This window comes from Pseudoalteromonas sp. Angola-30 (genome assembly GCF_028599215.1).
Taxonomy (GTDB): Bacteria; Pseudomonadota; Gammaproteobacteria; order Enterobacterales; family Alteromonadaceae; genus Pseudoalteromonas; species Pseudoalteromonas atlantica.
Window position 1 is genome coordinate 431,366 of the sequence record NZ_JAQREI010000002.1, and the last position, 14,960, is coordinate 446,325.

Annotated in this window: 13 protein-coding genes and 1 tRNA gene; 5 read left to right on the forward strand and 9 right to left on the reverse strand. The window is 41.7% G+C overall.

Annotated features, from left to right (window positions below):
- Positions 1-91: 91 nt before the first annotated feature.
- Positions 92-1,318 carry an HD-GYP domain-containing protein gene (locus tag PSH54_RS04930; RefSeq protein WP_029772471.1) on the forward strand — a complete coding sequence of 409 codons (1,227 nt, stop codon included), beginning with the start codon at positions 92-94 and terminating at the stop codon, positions 1,316-1,318.
- On the opposite strand, the gene PSH54_RS04935 is transcribed toward PSH54_RS04930, so the two are convergent.
- A complete protein-coding gene (locus tag PSH54_RS04935; protein WP_029772472.1) occupies positions 1,278-1,601 on the reverse strand; it encodes a hypothetical protein in 324 nt (107 codons plus the stop codon). The two genes, PSH54_RS04930 and PSH54_RS04935, sit on opposite strands and share 41 nt — an antisense overlap.
- 281 nt (positions 1,602-1,882) lie before the next feature.
- On the opposite strand from PSH54_RS04935, the gene PSH54_RS04940 reads away from it, so the two are divergent.
- Positions 1,883-3,151, forward strand: a complete 1,269-nt coding sequence (locus PSH54_RS04940) for an outer membrane protein transport protein (RefSeq protein WP_029772473.1) — start codon at positions 1,883-1,885, stop codon at positions 3,149-3,151.
- 105 nt (positions 3,152-3,256) lie between these two features.
- Here the strand turns inward: PSH54_RS04940 and PSH54_RS04945 are convergent, their stop codons facing one another.
- The 3 genes from PSH54_RS04945 to pepA all read right to left on the reverse strand — a co-directional run bounded on the left by PSH54_RS04945 (position 3,257) and on the right by pepA (position 8,391).
- Positions 3,257-6,109, reverse strand: a complete 2,853-nt coding sequence (locus PSH54_RS04945) for a valine--tRNA ligase (protein WP_273605609.1) — start codon at positions 6,107-6,109, stop codon at positions 3,257-3,259.
- 55 nt (positions 6,110-6,164) lie between these two features.
- The gene (locus tag PSH54_RS04950) at positions 6,165-6,611 is read right to left on the reverse strand and encodes a DNA polymerase III subunit chi (protein WP_024031635.1); all 447 of its coding nucleotides are present in this window, start codon (positions 6,609-6,611) and stop codon (positions 6,165-6,167) included.
- Positions 6,612-6,879: 268 nt separating this feature from the next.
- Entirely contained in the window at positions 6,880-8,391 is a 1,512-nt protein-coding gene (gene pepA, locus PSH54_RS04955) for a leucyl aminopeptidase (RefSeq protein ID WP_029772475.1), read from the reverse strand.
- Between the two features lie 308 nt (positions 8,392-8,699).
- Between pepA and lptF the strand changes: the two genes are divergently transcribed.
- Together lptF and lptG are read left to right on the forward strand one after the other, a co-directional pair.
- Complete coding sequence (gene lptF / locus PSH54_RS04960) at positions 8,700-9,812, forward strand: LPS export ABC transporter permease LptF (protein WP_024031637.1); 1,113 nt, start codon at positions 8,700-8,702, stop codon at positions 9,810-9,812.
- Complete coding sequence (gene lptG / locus PSH54_RS04965; protein WP_031289389.1) at positions 9,809-10,876, forward strand: LPS export ABC transporter permease LptG; 1,068 nt, start codon at positions 9,809-9,811, stop codon at positions 10,874-10,876. The genes lptF and lptG overlap by 4 nt, the downstream gene beginning before the upstream one ends.
- Before the next feature lie 298 nt (positions 10,877-11,174).
- Here the strand turns inward: lptG and PSH54_RS04970 are convergent, their stop codons facing one another.
- Complete coding sequence (locus PSH54_RS04970; RefSeq protein WP_121637038.1) at positions 11,175-11,675, reverse strand: RDD family protein; 501 nt, start codon at positions 11,673-11,675, stop codon at positions 11,175-11,177.
- Positions 11,676-11,980: 305 nt separating this feature from the next.
- On the opposite strand from PSH54_RS04970, the gene PSH54_RS04975 reads away from it, so the two are divergent.
- Positions 11,981-12,065, forward strand: a tRNA-Leu gene (locus PSH54_RS04975).
- Between the two features lie 300 nt (positions 12,066-12,365).
- Here PSH54_RS04975 and PSH54_RS04980 read toward each other — a convergent pair.
- The 4 genes from PSH54_RS04980 to PSH54_RS04995 all read right to left on the reverse strand — a co-directional run bounded on the left by PSH54_RS04980 (position 12,366) and on the right by PSH54_RS04995 (position 14,649).
- Complete coding sequence (locus PSH54_RS04980; RefSeq protein ID WP_273605610.1) at positions 12,366-13,094, reverse strand: polysaccharide deacetylase family protein; 729 nt, start codon at positions 13,092-13,094, stop codon at positions 12,366-12,368.
- A complete protein-coding gene (locus PSH54_RS04985; protein WP_273605611.1) occupies positions 13,091-13,810 on the reverse strand; it encodes a GDSL-type esterase/lipase family protein in 720 nt (239 codons plus the stop codon). Before PSH54_RS04985 ends, PSH54_RS04980 begins: the two co-directional genes overlap by 4 nt.
- Positions 13,811-13,894: 84 nt before the next feature.
- Positions 13,895-14,182: a hypothetical protein gene (locus tag PSH54_RS04990; protein ID WP_273605612.1), complete on the reverse strand. Its 288-nt coding sequence runs from the start codon at positions 14,180-14,182 to the stop codon at positions 13,895-13,897.
- A complete protein-coding gene (locus tag PSH54_RS04995) occupies positions 14,182-14,649 on the reverse strand; it encodes a DUF4405 domain-containing protein (RefSeq protein ID WP_126006063.1) in 468 nt (155 codons plus the stop codon). Before PSH54_RS04995 ends, PSH54_RS04990 begins: the two co-directional genes overlap by 1 nt.
- Positions 14,650-14,960 lie beyond the last annotated feature (311 nt).

The window sequence follows — 14,960 nt, forward strand, 5'->3', positions numbered from 1 at the left end:
ATATGGTATTGCCCTCAACTCAAAAAGTAGACTTTTAGGGTTAAATAATGCTATTTAGTAGGCATATTTAATTGTAGAAAACGCTTCTGCCATGCTCATCGCGTTACCCATTTCAGAGCTCACTCCAGGTATGTTTGTTGACAGTGTTACCAAACAGCATGAAGGGCTCAACAGTATAAAAATAAAAACCAGTGGCTTAGTGCGAAACCAGGCAATTATAAAACGCTTAGTAACCGAAGGCGTTTTAGAGCTGCTTATCGACTTTACCAAAGGCGATGCCGCCATACCCGATAAGTACAAACCTAAGAGTGCGCCGCCACAAAAGAGCACGACTTCAAGCAGTAAAACAAAACCACCCGCTGTAAAACCTGCGATTACCCTTGAGCAAGAATTTGCCAAAGCCAGCATTAACTTTGAGCAGCATAATCGCAAGCTGCAAGCTTTGTATGGCGATGTAACCACAGGGCTATCGGTTAATTTAAAGGTGATTGATGAAATGGCTAACGATATAGTCAGCTCGGTATTTAGAAATACCAGCGCAATGACCATTTTAACCCGCATAAAAGACAAACATAGCTACAATTGGCGCCACATGATTAACTGCGCTATTTTCACCGCCGTATTTGCTAAATATTTAGGATACAAAGAAGAAGCCGTGCAGCAGCTTGCTATGGGCGCGTTACTTCACGACTTAGGGCAAGCTAAACTCCCGCAGGGGATTATTTCTAGGCCAAGTAAACTCACTAGCAGCGAAATGGATATTATTAAACGCCATGTGGCTCAAGGTTTAGGCTTGGTTAAAGGTGAAAAAGGCATTACCCCCCTTATACTCGACATGATAGTTAACCACCATGAGCGATTAGATGGCTCAGGCTATCCGCGTGGTATTACAGCTGAAAAACTTAGCCGCCCAGCGCGCATCATGGCAATTGTTGATGTGTACGATGCGCTAACAGCCGATAGGCCCCATCAAGAAGGGGATGAACCGATTAATGCGCTGCGTTATTTGTTGGCTAACAAAGAGCTATTTGATGCAGAGCTAGTACAGCACTTTATTAAATGTTTAGGTGTGCACCCAGTAGGCACTATTGTTAAATTAACTAATGAGCGATTAGCTCTCGTGCTCGAGGGCAATAAATCAAATCCCATCAAGCCTAAAGTTAAGCTATTTTATAATGCTAAACACGGGCACCACGTCACCCCTAAAGACTTAGACTTAAATGAGCCTGATCAAAGTATTAAAATAGTGTCGAGTATCAAGCCACTCGACTATCAAATTAATTTGGCTCGTTTGTTAAAAGAGCACTTGTTGAATTAGCTTTTTTACAGCGCTTAAGTTTTTCGCGTTTAGCAGAAATATAAGCGCCTAAAAAACAACTCGCCATTAACGTTAGCCATAATAATGTTCCTTGCTGTACATGCAGTGCAATACAGCAAAAAGCTAACGACACTAATGCATTTAGCATGGCCCCTAACCAGTAATGGTTTACGGGGTTATCGCATTGGCCGGCTTGTGTGCAGGCACAATAGTTTGCTTTATAAAAACAAAACACACTGGCGCCACAAAAAATGAGCCCTGCAATAATAAGTAAAATGATCACCTATTTGCTTCCTTTGTGATTTTGTAATGAGTTTAAAATGCAGGGAATTACAAGTCAATCTAAATGATAATTAATTACAATTAGAGTATAAACTCTAATAGCACATTTCTGCTCCGATGAGTTTTAAATAGTTGTTAAAATGTAGTTAAAAAACGTGTTTTTTGGTGTTTTTTGTCGCTTTGTTACAGTTTTTTATAAAAAATTAAGGTAGTGTAGCCAAGTTTAAAATCCTAATAACAACACATAGATACCCAAACGCTTGTTTGGTTAAGGACACAACAATGAAATTTTCTAAAACTCTTATTGCAGCTTCGCTTGCATTTGTTTCGGCTGATAGTTTTGCAGCCGCGTTTCAATTAGCAGAGCAAAACGCGTCAGGCCTTGGCCGTGCATACGCAGGTGAAGCATCTATCGCAGATGATGCGTCTGTTGTTGCTCGCAACCCTGCATTAATGACTTTATTTAAAGATAAGCAACTTAGTGTTGCTGCTATTGGTGTAATTCCAGATGTGAGCTTAGAAGGGACGCAAACCAATAACGGTATTGATCCAAGTGCCCTAGATGATGACAGCATAGCACCAAGCGCAGTGGTACCTGCCGCTTACTTTACTATGCCGTATAACGATAAAGTATCGCTAGGTTTTGGCGCGTTTTCTAACTTTGGTTTATCTACAGAGTTTAACGATGACTACGTAGCGGGCCAAATAGCAGGCGAGACAGAAATTTTCACCGTTAACCTTAATGCAAGCGTCGCTTATAAAGTAACTGAGCAATTTAGCTTTGGTATTGGCTTAAACTACATTTATGCAGATGCAACCGTAATCCGTAAAGTAGGCGCTAATACAAGCGGCTTTGATTTTGGTGCTGATGCAGTAAACCTTCAAGGTGACGACACAGGCCTAGGTTTAAACGTTGGTTTAATGTACCAACTAGACGAAAATAGCCGTTTTGGTTTTAACTACCGCAGCGAAACAGACATCACATTTGAAGGTGATTTCTCAAATGACTTACCAGTAGCTGTAGGCGGCACTGGTGGTGCACAACTACCGGGTTCTGTAGAGCTAACGTTACCAGCTATTGCTGAGTTTTCTGGTTCTCACCAGTTAGATGAAAAACTTGGCTTACACTACAGCGTATTATGGACAGGTTGGAGCAGCTTTGAGTCACTAGAAGCGCAAGTAACTGCACCAACAGGCGACAAGTTTGTTGCTTTTGAAAAGCAAGAGCAGTTTGACGATGCGTTTCGTTACTCTATCGGCACAGATTATCAATACAACGAAGACTTACTACTTCGTGCAGGTGTAGCGTTTGATGAGTCGCCAGTATCGCAAACTCACCTTTCTATCTCTATCCCTGATACAGACCGTTTTTGGTTCTCGTTTGGTGGTAACTACACTATCGACACGCAATCAAATGTTGATTTAGGTGTAAGTATTATTCGTGGTAAAACACAAACATTTACTGAAGCTGATGAGTCAGGCAGTGAGTGGGGCTTCGAGTCTAAAGGCCACGCTGTACTTGTTGGCGCACAGTACAACTACAAGTTTTAATGTAGCTATGCCTTGTGGTTAATCGCAGGGCACAAAAAAGCCGCTCACTTTAACAGTGAGCGGCTTTTTTAATGCCTGCTAAATTGCTTTAGCAGGCAACTAAAATTATAAGCTTTCTATTTTAGTTTTTTGCTCAAGTAGCTTGGTTTTAGCATCAGTGAATTCAGCAAGCTTCGCGTTCTCTTTTGCAAGTACGGCTTCTGGTGCGTTATTTACAAACTTTTCGTTAGCCAGCTTGTTTTGCACTTGGGCTAGGCCTTTTTCTGCTTTTTCGAGTTGCTTGTTTATACGTGCAAGCTCTGCTTCAACATCAATTAAGCCCGCCATAGGGATCATAATTTCAAGGTTGCCAACATAGGATGTTGCACACGCTGGTGCATCGTCTTTGTTTTCAAGCAGGGTGAACGATTCAAGTTTAGCAAGCGAGGCAATAAATGACTCGTTCTCGTTAATACGGCGCACATCATCGCTTGACGCGTTAGCTAGCAACACGTTAAGTGGCTTACTCGGGCTGATGTCCATCTCACCACGAATAACACGAATTGCTAAAATAAACTGTTTAACCCACTCTAAGTCGTCCATAGCTTGGGCATCAACGTTTGCTTCATTATAAACAGGGAAGCCCTGTACCATGATGCTGGTGCCTTTAGTTTCAAGCCCTGCCAGTGGTGCAACGCGCTGCCAGATAGTTTCGGTAATGTATGGCATCATTGGGTGCATTAAGCGCAGTAGGCTTTCTAGTACCGTAATGAGTGTATTACGTGTACCGCGTTGCTGTGCTTCATTACCTTTAAATAATACCGGCTTAGTCAGCTCTAAGTACCAATCACAGAACTGGTTCCAAGTGAATTCGTAAAGTGTATTAGCCGCTAAATCAAATCGGTAGTTATCAAGGTGCTCAGTGTAGGTTTTAACCGTTGCTTCAAATTGACCTAATATCCAACGATCGGCTAACGAGAACTCTTTTTGTGCATCGTTGAAGCCACAATCTTGCTCTTCTGTGTTCATTAATACGTAACGGCTTGCGTTCCATAGTTTATTACAGAAGTTACGGTAACCTTCTAGGCGGTTCATATCCCAGTTGATATCACGACCGGTTGATGCCATTGCTGCAAGGGTAAAGCGAAGCGCATCGGTACCGTGTGCTTCAATACCATTTGCAAATACTTTGCGCGTGTCTTTTTCAATTTTAGCGGCAAGTTTAGGCTGCATCATGTTGCCAGTACGCTTTTGTACTAAATCTTCAAGCTCGATGCCGTCAATCATATCTAGTGGGTCAAGTACGTTACCTTTTGACTTAGACATTTTATCGCCGTTGTCATCACGTATTAGGCCAGTAACATACACTGTTTTAAACGGCACTTGTGGCTTACCATTTTCATCTTTTATAAAGTGCAGCGTCATCATGATCATACGCGCAACCCAGAAGAAAATAATATCAAAGCCCGTTACTAACACGTCAGACGGGTGGAAGGTTTTTAAATCATCCGTGTTCTCTGGCCAACCTTGCGTTGAGAACGTCCACAGCGCAGATGAGAACCAGGTATCAAGTACGTCTTCGTCTTGGCTTAGCGTAACATCATCGGCAATGTTATTGTCGCGGCGTACTTCAGCTTCATCGCGGCCAACATAAACATTGCCTTCGCTGTCGTACCAAGCTGGAATACGGTGACCCCACCAAAGCTGACGTGAAATACACCAATCTTGTACGTCGTTCATCCACGAGAAGTACATGTTCTCGTACTGTTTAGGCACAAACTGAATGTCGCCATTTTTAACGGCATCTTTTGCAGGTTCTGCAAGTGGTGCAACACGTACATACCATTGGTCGGTAAGGAGTGGCTCAATAACCACACCAGAGCGGTCGCCGTAAGGTACAGTTAACGCATGGTCTTCGATTTTTTCAAGTAAACCAAGTTCTTCAAATTCTGCGATAATCGCTTTACGCGCAACAAAACGGTCTAGGCCGTGTAAGCGCTCAGGAATAGGCGCATCAAACTCAAGCTCTTTACCGTCAAAGGTGTATGTTTCACCTTGGCTTAGAATGGCAGCGTTTTTATCGAAAATATTGATCATTGGCATTTTATGACGCTTGCCAACTTCGTTATCGTTAAAGTCGTGTGCAGGGGTGATTTTTACACAGCCCGTGCCTTTGTCTTTATCAGCGTGTTCATCTGCAACAATTGTGATACGACGATTTACGATTGGCAGTAAAATCTCTTTACCAATTAAATCTGTGTAGCGCTCGTCATCTGGGTTAACCGCCACACCTGAGTCACCTAGCATGGTTTCTGGACGTGTTGTTGCTACGACAATGTAGTCTTTGCCGTCTTGTGTTTTAACGCCATCAGCAAGTGGGTAGCGCAAATTCCACATGTGGCCTTGTTTGTCTTTGTTTTCAACTTCAAGGTCTGAAATAGCTGTGTGTAATTTTGGATCCCAGTTTACTAGGCGCTTACCGCGGTAAATTAGGTTTTCTTTGTGAAGACGTACAAAGACTTCTTTAACCGCTTCAGATAAGCCATCGTCCATCGTAAAGCGTTCACGGTCCCAATCAACCGATGCGCCAAGACGACGAAGCTGTTTAGTGATAGTACCGCCGGATTCGTTTTTCCATTCCCAAATTTTATTAATAAAATCTTCGCGGCCTAAATCGTGACGTGTTTTACCTTCTTCAGCGTGTAGTTTACGCTCAACCAACATTTGCGTTGCAATACCCGCGTGGTCAGTACCTACTTGCCATAATGTGTTGTTACCTTGCATACGCTTAAAACGCGTAAGGGTATCCATTATTGTATCTTGGAAGGCGTGGCCCATGTGCAAGCTACCGGTGACATTTGGCGGCGGGATCATGATCGAATACGGTACGCCTTGGCCAGATGGCTTAAAGTAGCCTTTTTGTTCCCAGTCTTGGTATAGCGACTGTTCAATATCTTGCGGATTGTAGGTTTTATCCATTACACAGAACCTTAAATAAGTACTTAAATTAGTTGGTTAGCTTTATCCTAAACGGCTAGCTATTAATCTCTTGCGTGCTGATATTGGCACCAAGTTGGCGCAGCTTTTTAAAGCGCTCACGAGCGGCTTGTTTAGCTACAGACTCTACTGGTACAAAATCAAAAACTTGGCTAAAACGCCTAATAAAATCAGGCAGGTTATTAGCTAGGTTAATTAAAACGTTACGTTTGCCAACAGGAGGCGTGGTGCCTATTTCTACTGGTGCGCCGGCTTTAGGGCCTTCGCCTTGCAGGTTATGCGGCACAAAACTGTCGGGATCAAATGCCCAAATGGTTTCGTCAATGGCATAGGCGGTGTGTTCGTTATCTACAAAAATAAATACACGATGCCCTAATCGATACTGCTCTGCGGCAATTTGAGCTGCTAAAGCAAAATGATCATCAGCCTGCGCTTTAGATTCATCTTGTTGCTTTAGAACGAAAAATTGAGCATTCATGTTCATTGTATCGGGGTTTCCCATGACATTGAATGTGCACATAGTTGATACACATAAATTAAGAGGCAGATTTTGCCATATAACGGGGTTTGCTTCAATTAATACACAGATAATTACAGCAATAAAAAAGGCGCCAAATGGCGCCTTAATACAAGCTAAATAACCTAAGCTCTGGTTAAAATATTTTTGCCTATGGCAAATAAATTTAACGTTGTTAGCGCTAAAAATACCTGCTGAGTGGCTTTTCTAAATAAGGCTCAGGTTAATTAGGTTATTAGTCGTGCGTAGCTTCGCTTACACCCGCTCGGTTTAATAAATACTGAGTAAGCATAGGAACAGGGCGACCCGTTGCGCCTTTTTTAGCACCACTGCGCCACGCGGTACCGGCTACGTCTAGGTGAGCCCAGTTATACTTTTTAGTAAACTTAGATAAGAAACACGCTGCGGTAATAGTACCAGCAGAGCGCCCACCTAAGTTTGTAAAATCAGCAAATGGGCTATCGAGTTGATCTTGATAGTCATCCCACAGTGGTAACTGCCATGCACGGTCGCCACTTTGCTCAGACGCTTTTAATAAATCATGCGCAAGTGGGTTGTGGTTTGACAGTAAACCTGTTGCGTGTGCACCAAGGGCAACAATACATGCGCCTGTTAGTGTTGCTACGTCAATTACTGTATCTGGGTCAAAACGCTCAACGTAAGTTAACGCATCACATAATACTAATCGGCCTTCGGCATCAGTATTAAGTACTTCAACGGTTTGCCCCGACATTGTTGTTAAAATATCACCAGGGCGATACGCGTTAGAGCTTGGCATGTTTTCACAGCCGGCTAAAACACCAATTACGTTAATAGGAAGCTGCATTTGTGCCAGTGCGCGCATAGCGCCAATTACACCGGCTGCGCCGCCCATGTCGTATTTCATTTCATCCATGGCTTCGCCTGGCTTAATTGAAATACCGCCTGAGTCAAACGTTAAACCTTTACCTACTAGCACAATAGGCGCTTGCTCATCGCTTGCACCTTTGTAGTTAATAACCGACATAACCGATTCGTTATCACTGCCGCGACCAACTGCTAAGTACGAGTTCATACCTAGTTCGGCCATTTTTTCTTCGCCAATAATATCAACGGTGATGTTGTCAAAATTGCTAGCCAGCTCTTGCGCTTGTTCGCCTAAATAAGCAGGGTTACAAATATTAGGTGGCATGTTGGCTACGTCTTTACATAGCTTACTACCTGCGGCAATGGCTAAGCCATGCTCAATAGCGCTTTCACCAATGGTCAGCTCGCGACGTGTTGGTACGTTAAACACAATTTTACGAAGTGGACGACGAGGGTCTACTTTTTTGCTTTTTAGCTGGTTAAATGTGTATAGGCAATCTTGTGTTGTTTCTACCGCTTGGCGAACCTTCCAGTAGGTATCACGACCTTTAACGTGTTGCTCTGTTAAAAAGCACACCGCTTCCATTGAGCCGGTTTCGTTTAAGGTATTAATTGTTTTAGAAATTATTTGCTTATATTGCTTATCATCAAGCTCGCGCTCTTTACCACAGCCAACAAGCAATACGCGCTCGCTTAAAACGTTAGGTACATGATGCAATAATAACACTTGCCCCGGCTTACCTTCTAGGTCGCCACGGCGTAGTAAATTTGAGATATAACCATCGCTGATTTTATCGAGTTGTTCACCAATGGGGGATAACCTACGTGGTTCGTAAACGCCAACGACAATACACGCGCTGCGTTGTTTTTCTGGGCTACCACTTTTTACGTTAAATTCCATTGTTACTCCTGGTTGTGAGTCATATACGTTATTAATTGGGGCTAAAAAAATAAAATCTAGTCTTCGCTACGTAACTTATGTAGAGATAATCTTAATTTTAGCTGATTTTTTCTGACTCTTTCTGTTTGATTGAACTTTATATGTTTAAGGGCTACTAATGCAACAATATATCGTGCACTTAGGTAGGATAATTAATTTTGTTAGCTTATAATAACGACTTATTTACCAGATAAAACTGGGTAAAATAGCTACTTTATTATCAAATTATCACTATTGTAGTGAAATTCTATGTTTAACAGGGGCGAGCATTGCTTATTTTTCGTTATTTGACCGCAGAGGTTTTAAAATCGCAGGTCGCCGTATTTTTAACTTTAATGACCATTTTTGTGTCACAAAAGTTTGTGGTTATTTTAGGAGATGCCTCTGAAGGGAGCATTCCTGCCAAGTTAGTATTATCGATGATTGCGCTTAAATTGCCGCAATTAGCTTCGCTGATCCTGCCATTGAGTATATTTTTGGGAATTATTTTAGCCTACAGCCGCATTTACGCCGACAGCGAAATGACCGTTCTTAAAGCCTGTGGGGTGAGTGAGTGGTATGTGGTACGCGTTACTTTAATTTCGAGTGTGGGTTTGGCTATATTAGCAGCCTCTCTCACCATGTACCTTGCGCCGTGGGCGAGTGAGCAAGAGTACCAATTAAAAGAGCAAGCCAAAGCCGATGCGGGTTTATCTGCGTTAAGGGCAGGGCGGTTTCAACAAACCGGTAATGAAAAAGCCGTGGTGTTTATTCATAACATTGAAAACGGCGGTAAAGAGCTTAACAAAGTATTTGTAGCGCAGCTGCCGGATACCGAAAAAGATGACCTTGCACGTTTAGTGTATGCCGAACAAGGCGTGGTGGTAGAGGCAATAAACGGTGAGCAACAATTAGTGCTAACTGATGGCAAACGCTACGAAACCGATGGCAAAACACCGGCGCTTAATTTAACGCAGTTTGATGGCTACAGCGTACAAATACGCGAGCAAGAAATAGAGCATCAGCGCCGTAAATTAGAAGCAATACCTACTAATCAACTATTGCCACTCAATACCTCTGAATCTATAGCCCAGTGGCAGTGGCGTATTGCAATACCGCTTTCTATTCCGTTACTAACGTTAATAGCAGTACCGCTAAGTGTGGTTAATCCTCGCCAAGGTAAATTTGCTAAATTAGTGCCAGCCATTAGCTTGTACTTAGGTTATTTTATCTTACTCAATGCTGCAAAATTTGCCGTAGAAGATGGCAAAATACCGCCTTCAATTGGTTTGTGGTGGATTCACTTAAGCGCTTTATTTATAGGTAGTTTATTAATTATAAAAGGTCGCCCATTGGGGGCCTGGCTTAAAGCCGTTGTAACAAAACGGGAGTTAAGCGCATGATGAAAACACTCGATTGGTACTTAGGCCGCAGCATTTTACAAACCACCGGATTTGCTTTGTTGGTGCTAGTAGGGATTAGTACATTAATTAAGTTTATTGATCAGCTAAAGTCGGTTGGTCGTGGCAGTTACGATTTAATGACCGCAACGCTTTACACCTTTTACAGTATGCCGGGCGATTTAGTTATATTCTTCCCGATGGCGGCGCTTATTGGTGGCTTAACAGGCTTAGGTGCACTGGCTTCAAACAGTGAGCTGGTGGTAATGCAAGCTGCGGGTATGTCGCGCTTGCAAATTATAGGCTCGGTAATGAAAACCGCCGTGTTTATGGCTGTGTGTATGATGGCTCTTGGTGAGTGGGGCGCACCAGAGGCGCAACAACACGCCAAAGAAATGCGTAATCAGGCAATTTATGGCGGCGATGTATTCAATGCACAAAAAGGCGTATGGGCTAAAGATGGCAACAACTTTATTAATATTGAAGATGTAGATCAAAACGGCCGTTTAAACGGTGTGCACATGTATCAATTTGATAAATCACTCGATTTAACTCAAATAACCAAAGCTAAAGTGGCCATTGGTCGTGATGAAGGTTGGCTATTACGCGATGTAAACAAGGTTCATATTAGTGATGAGCAAATAAGCAGTGAACACATTGATGAAGAGTTTTACCCTTCGCAATTAACGGGCGAAAAGCTTGGTGTTGTATCGGTAAAGCCTGAGTCGCTTTCCTTTACAGGGCTTTGGTCGTACTTAGGGTATTTACAGCAAAATGAGCAAGATACCAGCACCTATGAGCTGGCCTTGTGGCGTAAGCTAATGCAGCCTGTGTCTGTTGCCGTAATGCTACTGGTTGCACTGTCGTTTATATTTGGCCCGTTACGTACCGTTACCATGGGTGCGCGTATCATTATGGGTGTAGTAACGGGAATTGTATTTCACTTAATAAATGAGATATTTGGCCCTGTGGTAATGGTTTATCAAATACCCGCTATTATAGGCGCGGTACTGCCAAGTATACTATTTATAGGCTTTGCTACGTACATGATGAATAAGCGGGTATAGCCGTTATAAGCGCTTATTTAATACTAAAAAGGTGACCTATGGTCACCTTTTTAGTTTTTATAACGCGTTATTCAAAAACTAATACCAATCAGCTTAATTAAGTGATCAATTTTGAGGCTGGAAAAACATGTTGATAGCTAGGCATAAAAAATCGCTATTTAGTTGTTCTCGGCAATTGCTCCTGCATTGCTCTACCTTCTGCAGCCATGCAGTCGTAAATGAGAATTTTTAACGCAGGTAGCGACAAGTTAGCCCCGCAAAATTATTAAGTATTATTGCGCATTGGTATAAATGGGTATTAATCTAGCTCGCGGTAAATACGTTTGTTTTCTTCTTTTGTAAGAGTAATTACCTCAGTTTTTGAGACATAGTCTTGCAGCGCTTTTTTGTTTTTAAAATCAATTAATACCACAAGGTTACCTAAACCAAGCAGGGCGCTTAGGCTGCGAACAATAGACTGCGGCCAACTAATTAAGCTTCCTTCATTAGTTTGTACTTTTAAACGCCATGCGCGCATGCCAATAGTTTGCCCGCTTTTAGTCCAAAAATAGCCAAAAAATACTAAAGTAACAATAACAAGTAAGGCACTTCGAATACTCGACAGCAGCAGTGACTCTTGAATAAGTGCCGATACATCTTCAGCACCATTTAAACTAATAACATCAAGTGAAATAAGCCCTTGTACGGCAAACAAATAGAGCACAACCGTTAACATAGCAAACGCAATAATAGCTAACGTATCATAAACTAACGACGCAAAACGACGCCAAAAACCAGCTCGTGGAAACTCACCCGACATAAATACACTCTCACTGTTAATATGCGCGCTAGTTTAGCAAAAAAGCTCACAAATACTAAGCGCTATAGTTCAGTGATATACCTTGGCGTTATTATTAGCTGTATTTAATACTTCACCAGTAAACGACATTTTGCACAGGCTGTCTAAATGTTAAGCGGTTGATCAGGCTAATGTCATAAAACGCTTGCTGCCACCCCTATTGTTTGTATAATGCTTGGCATAGAGACGAAGGCACATAAATAATCCTGAGCTCTAAAGTGGTTTTTCTTTATCTTCTCGTGTTTAGAAGGTTAAAGAAAAATGACGCCAGCGTGATGAAATTGGTATACATGGGGGATTCAAAATCCCCTGCCGAAAGGCGTGCCGGTTCGAGCCCGGCCGCTGGTACCACTTTTTATGACCCTAACCAAATTGGTTAGGGTTTTTTTATGCCTAAAATTTGTGTCGGGGCGCGCTCGAGGCCACTCAGAGTGGCGCTAATATCAGTTATAGTCCGCCCGCTAGGTAAGAGTGAACCGAAACGAAGTTCCGCAGTTACTCGAAGTGAGTTAATGGATTAACGATGGATACTGCATCAAGGATGAGCTAATTACGCTTACTACATTTAAATGGGCTTATATGAGCTTTACTTAGCACTGCGCACGCTTATTTAGCTTCTAAAAACGCGATGAACTCTCCAGCCGATACATACTAAATATCATCTTTATTTGAGATTGTTTGAACGAGCTTTTCGGCGTAATCCCAGTTATTATTTTTAGTGTTTTTGTCATATTCCCACGAATGACCCCAAATCATCATTACAGTGAGCTTATTGCTTTTAAGCGCAATATATTGCTCTATTAATGGCATTGCTTTTGAGTGGTGAACGGTTGGGTTCCATGCCATGTAGTTGGTAGGGAGCTCAAAATTAAGGGCGTCGTTTACTGTTCGGGCATTAGTAAAGCCCGCTTGCTTTACTAATTTCATAGCGGTTTTATCGTAAGACCCTAAAGGGTATGCAAAAGAGTGTAAGGAGCTGCCTTTTAAGGGCGATAAAATGTGCTTATCGCGGGCTAATTGTAATTTTAATTCTGCTGTATCTAAGCCCGCAAAGCCCGGATGTGAGTAACTGTGGCTTGCTATTTCATGGCCTTTATAAAGTGTTTTTACTTCACTTTGCTTTATATATTCGCCTTCTTTACCGGTAAAGGCTTTCATCCACGGTAGCTTTTTAGCAAATAAACCTGAGTTTAAGTTAAACGTACCAACAACCTGGTACTTATTAAATAGTTCCACAAGCTTTCTGTCTTGTATAACGCCATCGTCGTAGCTAAAAATAACAGCTTTAGTCGCGCCGGTAGGGTAGCTTTTTAAAGGTGCTTTACTGGCTTCACACGTAAAGCTTGCCGCCATTAATATAGCAATTAATAAACTCTTCATTTTAAGGTTTTCATTATTGGTGCAAGCTGTTTAGCCCAAAGATCATAGCCTGCCTTGTTTAAATGGGTGCCATCGGTAGTGAGCGTTTCATTAAGCATGCCTTGAGGGCCTAAAAATGCGGGATGCAAGTCTATATAGGTAAAATTTGCGTGCTCAATTGCTTTAATTTGTTGGTTAACCGTTTGCGCCATTTGCGTTATAAAATCGCGATGATCGGGCAAAATACTTTGTACATAAATTTGTGTGTTTGGGAGTGATTTATTGAGCTGAGTCACTATTTTTTCGATATTTTCACTCACCGACGCTAAGTCTTTAACTTGCTTTATATAATGGTAATTAAAAATATCGTTTACACCAATTTTTAAAAATATAGCTTTAGGCGGGGCTGCTTTTAATTCGTTTAAACGCGCTAAAACACCGTAGGTCATATCGCCACTAATACCGCGGTTTCTTACGCGTAGGTCGTTAAACCGTATGCTCCAATTTAGCCCTTGCTCTGTAATGCTATCGCCAATAAATACAATATCGCCTTTACGTAAAGGTTGTAGCTTAAAATGGGCTATACGCTCAGCATAGTGGTTTTTTAGCCATTGCGATTGAAAAGGAATTGCCTTTTCGGCATTAGCTTTAAAGCTTATTAATACAGCACCTATAATTAATGTGCCAAGTAGAAAAGTGATGTGTTGGAGTGTGTAATTACTTGGTTTATAACTCATAAAAACCTTCGCTTATAGACATACTAACTTAGCAATGTATCTATAAACGCCGGTTTTTGATACGTGTTGCATTCGTATTCAGACTTAGTTTTTAACCACCCTTTTTATTAAGCCTAATAGTTTAGCAATCCCTAAAGCAAGTAACATAGGTACGCCTATTAAAATAAGCTCTTTTACAAAGGGTAAAATGTACATCAAAATAGGGGCTAATTTCGGCTTTTCACCCTCAGCTGCACCGTGGGAGTATCCCTGCTGATTTATTTGTGCGGCCCAATCGGTAAGCTCTAAACTAACCAGTAAAAGGCTCACTAAAACAGATACAACTAACACAATGCTGGTGCGGGTTTTCCACTGTTGTTTTAGGTGCTTCATTATTTAGCCTCCTTGGCAAACATGCGTTTAGTCAGTTTTACTATCCAAGAAAAATTAAGCGCTAAATGCACACCTAGCATGGGCATAATAAAGGTGGCTGAATCGTGATGTATTTTCGACCAAAAGTCTTGAATGTTTAAACTAATATTAAGTGCGGGTAGTAGAGCCACCGACACTAAAAAGCCGCTTACAAATACTAATAACATCATTAAATAAAGTAGGTAATCCCACACTATATTAAAGCGCTCACGTGCTGTTATATTCGCAAATAAACGGCCAAAACTGCGTGTTACCCAATCCCAGTGCAGTAGTAAGTGAATAACAAAAGGGATAATAAAAAATAGGCTAAACCATTCGTGTAAAGGGATGCCAGTGGCTTGAGGTGCACTTACTAGCATAAAGCTAATAAGCAGTAAGGTGTCCATTACATAACGGAACTTTTGTAAGTTTTGTTTCCAATCAGACATTATTGACCCTGAAATAATTTATTTATAATACCAATCCGCATAATTAAGTGAACTATTTTGAGGATGGAAAAACGTGTTGAAAGCAAGGCAAAAAATTCGCTATTTAGTTGTTCTCGGCAATTGCTCCTGCATTGCTCTATCTTCTGCATCCATGCAGTCGTAAATGAGAGTTTTTTAACGCAGATAGCAACACGTTTAGCCCCTAAAAATGATTAAGTATTATTGCGGATTGGTATGATTGACGCTATTTAAGGTACGCCCCCCTTAAACAGCAAAAGGCTCAATAAAATATTGAGCCTTAAATCATGCGC